The 10,324-nt window shown below is 45.9% G+C and carries 9 protein-coding genes and 1 other RNA gene; 5 read left to right on the top strand and 5 right to left on the bottom strand.

The window, feature by feature from the left end; translation table 11 throughout:
- Positions 1–300: 300 nt before the first annotated feature.
- Positions 301–978 (bottom strand): rhomboid family intramembrane serine protease, encoded by a 678-nt coding sequence (locus WH45_RS17310; RefSeq protein ID WP_046215658.1) that lies wholly within the window; start codon positions 976–978, stop codon positions 301–303.
- A 136-nt stretch (positions 979–1,114) separates the two neighbouring features.
- Between WH45_RS17310 and tpx the strand changes: the two genes are divergently transcribed.
- The gene (gene tpx, locus WH45_RS17305; RefSeq protein WP_046215657.1) at positions 1,115–1,636 is read left to right on the top strand and encodes a thiol peroxidase; all 522 of its coding nucleotides are present in this window, start codon (positions 1,115–1,117) and stop codon (positions 1,634–1,636) included.
- A gap of 411 nt (positions 1,637–2,047) precedes the next feature.
- Here tpx and WH45_RS17300 read toward each other — a convergent pair whose 3' ends face one another.
- From WH45_RS17300 to WH45_RS17290, 4 genes are all read right to left on the bottom strand, one after another.
- Positions 2,048–2,440 carry a DUF1499 domain-containing protein gene (locus WH45_RS17300; RefSeq protein WP_046215656.1) on the bottom strand — a complete coding sequence of 131 codons (393 nt, stop codon included), beginning with the start codon at positions 2,438–2,440 and terminating at the stop codon, positions 2,048–2,050.
- A gap of 197 nt (positions 2,441–2,637) precedes the next feature.
- A non-coding RNA gene (ssrS, locus tag WH45_RS23220) (6S RNA) lies at positions 2,638–2,827 on the bottom strand.
- A 42-nt stretch (positions 2,828–2,869) separates the two neighbouring features.
- Positions 2,870–3,769 (bottom strand): YesL family protein, encoded by a 900-nt coding sequence (locus WH45_RS17295; RefSeq protein WP_046215655.1) that lies wholly within the window; start codon positions 3,767–3,769, stop codon positions 2,870–2,872.
- Between the two features lie 241 nt (positions 3,770–4,010).
- A complete protein-coding gene (locus WH45_RS17290) occupies positions 4,011–5,621 on the bottom strand; it encodes a degradosome RNA helicase CshA (RefSeq protein WP_046215654.1) in 1,611 nt (536 codons plus the stop codon).
- Between the two features lie 410 nt (positions 5,622–6,031).
- Here WH45_RS17290 and WH45_RS17285 point away from each other — a divergent pair, with 410 nt between their 5' ends.
- The 4 genes from WH45_RS17285 to WH45_RS17270 all read left to right on the top strand — a co-directional run bounded on the left by WH45_RS17285 (position 6,032) and on the right by WH45_RS17270 (position 10,316).
- Positions 6,032–6,853, top strand: a complete 822-nt coding sequence (locus WH45_RS17285; RefSeq protein WP_046215653.1) for a YitT family protein — start codon at positions 6,032–6,034, stop codon at positions 6,851–6,853.
- Positions 6,854–7,057: 204 nt separating this feature from the next.
- Positions 7,058–7,261: a hypothetical protein gene (locus WH45_RS17280; protein ID WP_017813846.1), complete on the top strand. Its 204-nt coding sequence runs from the start codon at positions 7,058–7,060 to the stop codon at positions 7,259–7,261.
- A 388-nt stretch (positions 7,262–7,649) separates the two neighbouring features.
- Positions 7,650–8,828: a putative glycoside hydrolase gene (locus tag WH45_RS17275; protein ID WP_046215652.1), complete on the top strand. Its 1,179-nt coding sequence runs from the start codon at positions 7,650–7,652 to the stop codon at positions 8,826–8,828.
- A gap of 129 nt (positions 8,829–8,957) precedes the next feature.
- Positions 8,958–10,316 carry an MATE family efflux transporter gene (locus WH45_RS17270; protein WP_046215651.1) on the top strand — a complete coding sequence of 453 codons (1,359 nt, stop codon included), beginning with the start codon at positions 8,958–8,960 and terminating at the stop codon, positions 10,314–10,316.
- The last annotated feature ends 8 nt before the right edge of the window (positions 10,317–10,324 follow it).

Raw genomic sequence — 10,324 nt, 5'->3', positions numbered from 1 at the left:
CATGAAAAATGCACCCCCAAATGCTCATTAGTTTAACCGAGGGGTTTTCTAATGTCCATTTTAAGGGGTGCAGTTCACTAGTTCAGGAAGGCTTTTTTGCTTCATTCACTTCAGAAAAGAATAAGGGAATGTCCTGCGGTTAAGCCTGGAGATCTAATATTGAATAAGGTAAAAAAGATCTACAGGCTTAAAGGTCGTCCATCTCCCTTATTTCTTTTCTTTCGTTCTGTAGTTATGAATTCTGTTTTTCTGTTGCAGATTATGATTTACAGTTAACAGGGATGGTCTTCAATACATATTTTATAAATTATGATGTTTATCGTGAGGCTCTGGCTCTGGCTGGCGGCTGAAAATCTTGTCCCATCTTCTTCGCAGGCCGGTTAAGCGGAGCAGAAGACCATAGATGAAGAAGCCAGCGATCAGGCCGCCAAGATGTGCCCATATTCCGATACCCGGCATAATGAACGTATATACAAGGCCCAGACCAAGAATGGTATAGATCGTTTGGCGGGAAACCCGATCGATCATGTTACGCTGGAATAGGGCAATATAGAGAAAAGCTCCATAGATGCCATAGATGGCTCCGGAAGCTCCTGCTGCCAGATGATTATCTACCGACTGCCGATAAAGCTCAAGGCTGATCACATTACCGATAATACCACTGGCAAAATACAATATTCCATACCGCCAGGTACCCAGCAGGCGTTCCAGGGGAGGCGCGAATACGATAAGGGCAAAGCTGTTAAACAGCAAATGATCAAAACCGATATGCACAAACATGGCTGTTATCGTTCTCCACCATTGATCATATCCTACGTAATTGGTTAATGCACCGTACTCTACCAGTGTCACAGGATTTCGTGATCCCCCATTGATCGTTAACAAGATAAACACGACCACATTGGCGATGAGGATTAGCGTGGTAAGCGGATAGAACCGCATAAAGCTTTTCCAGTTTTCATACCGTACAAATAACATAGTTTCTCCTTTATGCCGATTGGCAGGCTATTATTTTGATTTCTACTATATACTCAATTATAATGAATTTTGACTGTGATTGCGAAAAAGGACGGCATTTTATGCACGTCTGCATTTAAATAGGAGGTATACCATTATGACACAGGAACGTACAGGTATTGCTACTTTCAAAGGTAACCCGATTACACTGATTGGTCCCGAACTAAAAGTGGGCGATTCCGCTCCATCCTTTACCCTCAGCAAAAATCTGCTGGAGCAGGCAAGTTTATCGGATTTTGCCGGTAAAATCAAACTGATCAGCGTAGTGCCCTCCCTGGATACCGGCGTATGTGATGCACAAACACGCCGCTTTAATGAAGCAGCTTCCGAGCTGGGTGAAGACGTTGTCGTGATTACGGTCAGTGCAGATCTTCCTTTTGCACAGGCACGCTGGTGTGGTGCTGCAGGGGTAGATCGTGTAGTGACGCTCTCAGACTATCGTGACAACTCGTTTGGCAAAGCTTATGGCGTACTGATCAAGGAGTTCGTGATTGATATGCGTGCGATTTTTGTAGTCGATCAGCAAGATGTCATTCAGTATGTAGAGTATCTGCCGGAAATGAGCGAGCATCCGAATTACGATCAGGCGATCAACGCTGTTAAAAAGCTGCTGGGTTGATTTAACTGTACAATATCATCTTATAGCACCCTTGGCTGCTGAGCCAAAATATCTTCACAATATTGCGTTGTGCTGGGTTCGTTGTAGTATCATATTTTTGTACAGCATGCATTTCCATCTCTGACTTCGATCAATTTATTATGATAACAATAAAGAGCAGCTTCTCTGCGGGAGAGGCTGCTCTTTATTGTTATCATAATATGCGCCACATCTGGTTTGACAGTATTTATCGCATTTGTCGGTATTCCATGTTCTAATTCACCCATTTGAATACCAGTTCCAGACGCACTCAGCCAGGCACCATTTACAAGTGTAATCTATACGTACAAAATGCCATAATATAACCAAATCCTATGTATCCGCATTCAATCTGCTTTGATACATGTACATGTTACGGCAGTCTATGTGTAATTATTCCACTACCCGATACTGGGACAGCTTTTTCTCCAATGAGTTAAACAGGATCAATATGTTGCGATAGTTGGCTCCCAGATCACCGAGCGATCCTCGGGATGCCGAGTGAATATCGATTGCGGTCCGTACCGGGCTGACGGAAATAATGGACACGGTAATATCCATAACCCGTCCCAATTTCGACCGGCGTTCCAGCGTGATCTCACCTACGCTTGCCACTTCATGCAGCACTTTGTAACCGGGAATTTTCTTGAGTGTTGAAGAGACTTCTTCCCATGCACGTTCGCGGGATAAATTATAATATCTTGTTTTCATTTGAGGGTCTTTGGCACGGTCACCAGTGCCTTCCTGACTACGTATAATACCCACTAACGTTCTCTTTAATGACAAGACTTTTCCTCCTTTACATATACAGGCCTATCTTCATCTAAGTGTATCATTAGTACGGACATAAGAAAACTAATATTATGTAAGCGTAAACGAAAAACGCTCTGATTGATAGATTCTAATGAATCCTCATTCAGAGCGTTTTCTACAAAAATCTGTCGACATCACGTCGGCACCTGCCTCTTGCTAAAGAAGTTTAAATAAGTCCCGCATATGCCGTCCGATAACATTGTCTTCGAACCTGCTAAGCAGGTGGGTGATCGCACAATTGTTTTTGAAGTCCCCACATCCAATGGATAGGGCCGGTCAGCAACAATTAAATATGAATCTCCCGAGACATCATCATTGGTTCAAAACAACGAGAAATCGAGGCGTGCATTGCAGGATGTAAATTTATTATAAACTTCGTACCGACGTTTGTAAAGTCGATTTCTATATTCTTCCTTTTTTCGTATCGGTCTCATCTACTTCGGCTTCATCAATCAATTTCTTCTTTACATCTTCGTCCATGGACTGCTGCGATACCGAGTCAATATCGATACGCTGCGCCTGTACAGATGGAGCTTCATCCCCAATCGCCAGCTGTTCATCTGCCTGAAGTTCCTTCTCCTTCTCTGCTGCAGCCTGCTTTTCGGACTGTTCCTGCATTTTCAGGAATACGCCATAGAAGTTAAAGAAAGCAAACCAGGCGATCGCTGAAGCGAGGAAGAAAATAAACAATACCGGATATTTGGTACCGATAAATAACAGAGCCACTGTACCAAGCAGTGTGGAGAATAACCGGAATGGACGGACAATGGACAGCAGAATTGCATTTTTAATAATATCTTTTAGCCCCATATGGTAATGAGCAATCATTGAAAAGAAGTTGAACAGGGATACAAATAACACCAGCAGGAAAATCAGCATGATGATGCCCAGCAGCTGCAGATTCGGGAACTGGTTCATGTATACGGTATAATCCACATACATAATAACGAACAATAGCGTATAGAAAATGCCGCCGATCATGCTCTGTCTATAGTTATCTTTATAACCCCGGAAGTACGTCTTGAATACCGAGACATCGCCATCACCCATCACCCATTTACGAACGACGGTAAACAAGGCCGCTGTAGCCGGAAATAATGTAAACGGTGTCACTATTCCCAAAAGCCAATTCGTCTGAAGGATATCATTCTGACTTGCACCTGTCTGCATAAACAAAAATCTAAAAACCAAAAAGAATAAAAATGGTGAAGAACAAATTACCCATAACAGGTTGCTCCCTGCCAGACGCATGACCCATTCTGACAACCTGTAAAGACCACCCATTACCCCTCTAAATTCCACGTCATCTTCCCCCTCTTATGCGTACCGGCATTACAAAGCCGCTATCTCTGGTCGTAACTATATTAAATATAACCCAAGACTCCATAAAAATACCAGTATAGATATCACCGGATTATGCTTTCGCTGCTTGCTGCCCTGCATACGCTGTGATCTTATGTATACCCTTATCCTATATAAAAAGGAGCCCACTGTAAAAGTCGGCTCCTCCCTATATGAATCATCTGTTATTGACTATTGCGTATTATTCAAAAGAATCCGGGCGTTTGGTTGTGGAAGGACGACGTCCTTCGCTGCCGCTGCCATTGTTGCTGCGTGGTTTGCGGTCACGAGAGTAGTCACGTCCGCCTTCACGGCTGCTGCCGCCAGCGCTGTCACGGCTTCCGCCTTTGTAGCCACCGCCGCCGCTGCCGTATCCACCACGACTGCCACCGCTGCCGTTGTTACCTTTGTAACCACCGCCGCTACGGTTGTAGCTGCCGGATGGTTTGCGTCCGCCGGAGCGAACATCCGGTTTACGACGTTTTGCACGGATTGGATCTTCTGGTGTCAGGTCAACCTGTGCGTCTTTTTTGTCTCCTGTCAGGAGCTTGATTGCAGCTGCCAGCAGGTTAACGGAATCATAGCTTTCCAGCAATTGGATCGCGATGCCTTTGTACTCGTTCAGTGGAGCAGTGTCGTCCTGAACAAGCTCAAGCAGACGCTCAGCTGTGATGCGTTGTTTACCCTCAATCGCTTCTGCCAGAGAAGGCAGTGGTTTACGGGTGATTTTGTGGCGTGTAATACGCTCGATAAAGTGCAGGTGATCCAGCTCACGCGGAGTAACGAAAGAATAAGCTGCGCCTTCTTTACCTGCACGTCCTGTACGGCCGATACGGTGAACATAGCTCTCCGGATCTTGAGGAAGGTCAAAGTTCACTACGTGAGTAACGCCGGATACATCCAGACCACGTGCTGCTACGTCTGTAGCAACCAGTACATCGATGCTGCCGTCACGGAATTTGCGCATAACGTTATCGCGCTGATTCTGGGAAAGGTCACCATGCAGACCGTCTGCAGAATATCCGCGTTTTTGCAGAGCTTCAGACAGTTCGTCTACGCGACGTTTCGTACGTCCGAATACGATAGCCAGTTCAGGAGATTCCATGTCCAGCAAGCGGGACAGGGCATCAAACTTCTGGCGCTCGTTCACTTCGATATACGATTGGTCGATCAGTGGTGCACTTACCTGTTTTGGAATCACGGATACGTGTTCCGGATTTTTCAGGAACTGGCTTGCCAGACGCTGAATGTTAGCCGGCATTGTAGCGGAGAACAGCATCGTTTGACGCTCTTCCGGTACCTGCTTCAGAATGGATTGGATATCTTCCATGAAGCCCATGTCCAGCATTTCATCCGCTTCATCCAGTACAACGTGCTGTACATCTTCCAGTTTGATCGTTTTGCGGTTGATGTGATCAAGCAAACGACCCGGTGTACCGATAATGATTTGTGGTTTCTTTTTCAGGGCACGAATCTGACGGCCAATTTCCTGTCCGCCGTAGATAGGCAGGGAACGAATGCCTTTGAAGCGTGCCAGTTTTTCGATTTCTTCCGCTACCTGGATAGCCAGCTCGCGTGTTGGAGCCATAACCAGTGCAACGATTTTTTCTTCCGAACGTTCGATCTTGTTAATAATAGGAATACTGAATGCTGCTGTTTTACCCGTACCTGTCTGCGCCTGTCCGATCAAGTCACTACCGTTCATCGCAATTGGAATGGCTTTGGACTGGATTGGAGTTGCTTCCTCAAATCCCAGTTCCATTACCGCTTTTAATACCTTTTCGTCTAACCCAAAGTCTACAAATTTAGTCAAAATATTCAAACTCCTTCTATGATGGTGGACAATCCACTAACTTGTTTGTATTCTTAAGTAGCAATTGAGTAGCATATAGCTGCTTATCAGGAGGTCTCACAGACCACCATATCCCGTTATCTGGTGTCGATATTGAATAATCCGTTCACTGCCAGAGCATCTGGAGTAATGATTTTTGTAATAAAGAGTTATTCAATACTCTCTATGATGAAATAAACCCGTCTTGCATTTATAAAATATTCTGAACTTCATTCAGCAAAACATCCCTACTCAAGAATATCTAAATCATTATACCACAAAATACAGGGTTATGCCTAGCTGAAACATAATATAATTACTTTTGCGAAAGAAACTTCCCATAAATGGTTACGCACACTTTCCATAACTAACTAACACTAGGAGTGAACTTCATGTCGAAAAAAATACTGCCGCTGCTGGTTGTCATCCTTGGCTCCATTTTTACAGCTGCTGCGTTCAACCTGTTCCTGATTCCTCACCAATTATTAAGCGGAGGGGTGTCAGGTCTTGCTATGTTAACGGGTTATTTCACACCTTTTAATATCAGTATGCTTTATTTTGTCTATAATATCCCGCTGCTGGTGGCCGGATGGTTCCTGCTCGGAAAAAGATATATTTTTCTCAGTATTGTGTCTGTAGCCGCAACAACGTGGTTAATGACTATTATCCCTGTACGGGCTGCCGCTACAGATCTGTTGATTTCATCGGTATTTGGCGGTGTGCTGATTGGTATAGGGGTGGGTATTTCCTTCCGGGTCGGCGGTTCTTCCGGCGGATTCGATATTCTGGGTTCCATTATTACCCGGTATCGTGATTTCCCGGTCGGTAATGTGATTGTCGGCTTGAACGGTCTCGTTATTCTCGCGATGGGGTATCTGTCCAATGACTGGAATATTGCGCTTGCTTCGATGGTATCCATCTATATCGGAGGCAAAGTGCTCGATCTGATCTATGTTCACCATATCAAGATCACCCTGTTTATCGTATCCAACCATACCGAGCTGCTGCTGGAGAAACTGATGCCGCTGCAGCGCGGCGTGACCATGATCAAAGCGGAAGGTGCCTTCTCGCATACTCCCAAGGATATGCTGATGACTGTCACAACTCGCTATGAGCTGGCTGAGCTGCGCCGTATCATCAAAGAAACCGATCCTAACGCTTTTGTAAATATGGTCGAGACTGTAGGCATTATGGGTTCATTCCGAAAAAGCTGAAATTTTCGGAAGAGTTATGTTTTGCTATTCACTGAAAGTCGCTTTTTGTCGTTATATATAGTAAAATCAGTACACGCCGCCGCATCATACCTGATTTGAAGTTTGTGTCCTGTCCCTTTTCTTAATGAACAACCATGCTTTTCCTAAGTTCCCGTTCGAATAATTCGTACATTTTTAAGCGAAACGATTCCAGGATAGGAAAGGATGATTATTGTGGAAGTGGAAACAGTCAAATTGTCACAAATTGTCATGAAGTGTTTTCCAGATATGATGCCTTCCCTGAAACAACAGGAACTTAATTCACTTATTGTTCTGCGTGATGGGCTGCGGATTCTGGAACCCAACGATGCCATGGAGATTATTCAGTACAGTATCTGCGAGAACCAGGATCAACAATTTTTGCAATAAACGCTTGTTCTTAATGTATGATCAGCATTTGGCTGAATGAAAAACCCGGTCAGGTCCAGCTTGATACCGTTCACTGGCCGATAAGTCCAAAACCGCTTTTGTCCTCACGCTATATGCGCCGGGCAAAAGCGGTTTTTCTGCTTATGCAGAAATCAAACCAATTCTCCTCTGTTTCCTGTTTAACTTGCTGCAGCTTGGTTTAAATATGTTGAATGAAATACTTTAAGCAAAGTGCATCAAAAACGCTTGGAAAGGACTATGTTCCCGATCAGCATATTACCCGTCAGTCATTTCCAGACTTGGCTTTAACATGGGGTTTTGATGCGTTATACTTAAGGTGTTTTCTGATACTGTCACGATTATACATAAGAGATGAGGGTTAAATTACATGAATATTTTCTGGGCGTTTATGCTGGCCGCTTCTTCCGCCATTGGCGGTGACCAGGCTGCTCAACCACAGGGCACCAATCAACATGCATCGCTGGAATCCATTATGAACCGGGTGGCCATTCAGGGCCAAATGAACAACACACAGGTGGACGCTGACAATCCTCCTGCCAAAATCGATCCGCAGACCAATGCTCCCAAGGTGAAGGGTGTCTATGTGACCGCCTATAGTGCCGGCGGCTCCCGTATGACAACTCTGCTCGATCTGCTGGACAAGACCGAGCTGAATGCAATGGTTATTGACCTCAAGGATGATGCCGGATACATAACGTACAAAACCGAAAATCCTGAACTGAAAAAGATGGGCAGTCCGCAAAAGTTTATCGGTGATATTGATAAACTGATGACCCGTCTCAAAAAACATGAGGTCTATCCGATCGCACGTATTGTTGTCTTCAAGGATTCCATACTTGCCAAAAAGCATCCGGAATTGTCCTTTGTCAAAAGTAACGGACAGGTATGGAGCAACGGCAAGGGCGACAACTTTGTGAATCCTTATAAAAAAGAAGTATGGGATTACAATATCGAGCTGGCCAAAGAAGCGGCTGCCAAAGGATTTAAGGAAATCCAGTTTGACTATGTTCGCTTCCCGGAAGGCTTTGAAAATCACGAAAGTGAACTGAAGTTCGAGAAGAACGACAAGTCTCGTGTCGATGTGGTCGCCGAATTCGTGCAGTATGCACGCAAGGAGCTTGCTCCACTGGGTGTACGGGTATCGGTGGATATCTTCGGTTATGCGGCTTCCGTACCGGCTGCCGAAGGCATCGGACAGGATTTCGCCAAAATCTCGGAAAATGTGGATGTTATCAGCCCGATGGTCTATCCGAGTCATTACACGACCGGCTGGTATGGTGTAAAAGATCCGGACAAAAATCCGTATGTAACGATCAAGGGTTCCATGAAGGATACACTCAAAAAGCTGGACCCTCTCGGTCAGCAAAAGCCGATTATCCGTCCATGGATTCAGGACTTCACCGCCAGCTGGCTCGGTGGCGGTCACTATATCCAATACGGTAAAAAAGAGGTTGATGAGCAGATTCGTGCCATGAAAGATATGGGTGTCGAAGAGTATCTGCTGTGGAATGCGACCAACCGTTACACTTCCAACGCCAATTTCTAGACGTACCGAATAATAGGGCCTCCCCCATATGCCGCATCATCCTGCTTACAGGATATGGTGCAGCATATGGGGGATTTCTTATGTATATATGTATGTGTACTCCAATTCTACTTAACGAGGTTTATGAATATGATACCTACTGCCACATTGCCACAAAAGTATGGTCTGTTTCTCAAAATTCTGTTTCCTGTGCTGATCACGCAGATTGCATTGTCGTTGATGACCTTTTTTGATACCAATATGTCCGGTCATGCGAGCGCCCAGGATCTGGCAGGTGTCGCGATCGGCTCCAGTCTCTGGGTACCCATCCAGGCAGGACTGAGCGGTATTCTGGTCGCGGTTACCCCAATCGTCTCCCAGCTCGTCGGTTCGGGTCAGCGGTCCAAGATCAGCTTTGATGTGTACCAGGCGCTGCTGCTATCCGTGCTGGTGTCGCTGATTATTCTGATTATCGGCGTCCTGACGGTAAAGCCTATCCTGAATGCGATGAGTCTGGAATCCCGCGTGCATGAAGTTGCACTTCATTTCCTGATTGCCCTGTCTACCGGGATCGTGCCGCTGTTTGGCTATACGGTGCTGCGCAGCTATATTGATGCGCTCGGACAGACACGCTTTTCCATGATGATCACTCTCTGCTCGCTGCCGATTAATGTGGGGCTGAATTACTTGCTGATCTTCGGTAAATTGGGATTTCCCCGGCTCGGTGGCGTGGGTGCAGGTGTCGCTTCGGCCATTACCTACTGGTGTGTATTCCTGATCGCTGTATTCGTGGTATTACTGGCCAGTCCGTTCCGGGATGACCGTATATTCAGCCGGTATCATCGTCCATCCGGTCAGAAATGGCTGGAGATTCTGCGGCTGGGTGTGCCAATGGGGTTTGCGATCTTTTTTGAGACAGCGATCTTCGCCGGCGTCACTCTGCTTATGAGCCGTTATGACACGATGACGATCGCAGCCCATCAGGCCGCCCAGAATTTTGCTTCGACCCTGTATATGCTTCCGCTGAGTATATGTACAGCACTGACCATTCTGGTGGGTTATGAAGTTGGAGCCGGACGGTTGAAGGATGCACGTCAGTACAGTCTGCTCGGTATTGGTACAGCCGTCATGCTATCGGTATGCACGGCGGTGATTTTACTGGCTTTCCGTTATCAGGTATCGGCACTGTATTCATCCGATCCGATGCTGATCGAGCTGATTGCTCATTTTATGATCTTTGCCAGCTTCTATCAGCTGTCCGATGCGATTGCCACACCTGTACAAGGTGCTCTGCGGGGATACAAGGATGTGAATCCTGCCTTTTTTCTTACTTTCCTGTCGTACTGGGTGATCGGCCTGCCGGTCGGTTACTGGATCGCCAATTCTACCGAGCTGGCTGCTTATGGCTACTGGGTCGGACTGAGTATCGGTCTCGCGGTAGGTGCAGTGACTCTGCTATCCCGGTTGTTATGGGTACAGCGCCAGTTTGGCCGTCAGGCTGCTCATTAAAAAAGAAG

Origin of the sequence: Paenibacillus wulumuqiensis (genome assembly GCF_000971965.1) — a bacterium.
Taxonomy (GTDB): domain Bacteria; phylum Bacillota; class Bacilli; order Paenibacillales; family Paenibacillaceae; genus Saccharibacillus; species Saccharibacillus wulumuqiensis.
This window is presented reverse-complemented; position numbering and strand designations above follow the sequence as displayed.

Coding starts and splice junctions, on each gene's coding strand:
- WH45_RS17270 (WP_046215651.1), top strand. CDS start 8,958: ATGATACCTACTGCCACATTGCCACAAAAGTATGGTCTGTTTCTCAAA.
- WH45_RS17310 (WP_046215658.1), bottom strand. CDS start 978: ATGTTATTTGTACGGTATGAAAACTGGAAAAGCTTTATGCGGTTCTAT.
- WH45_RS17285 (WP_046215653.1), top strand. CDS start 6,032: ATGTCGAAAAAAATACTGCCGCTGCTGGTTGTCATCCTTGGCTCCATT.
- WH45_RS17275 (WP_046215652.1), top strand. CDS start 7,650: ATGAATATTTTCTGGGCGTTTATGCTGGCCGCTTCTTCCGCCATTGGC.
- WH45_RS17280 (WP_017813846.1), top strand. CDS start 7,058: ATGATTATTGTGGAAGTGGAAACAGTCAAATTGTCACAAATTGTCATG.
- tpx (WP_046215657.1), top strand. CDS start 1,115: ATGACACAGGAACGTACAGGTATTGCTACTTTCAAAGGTAACCCGATT.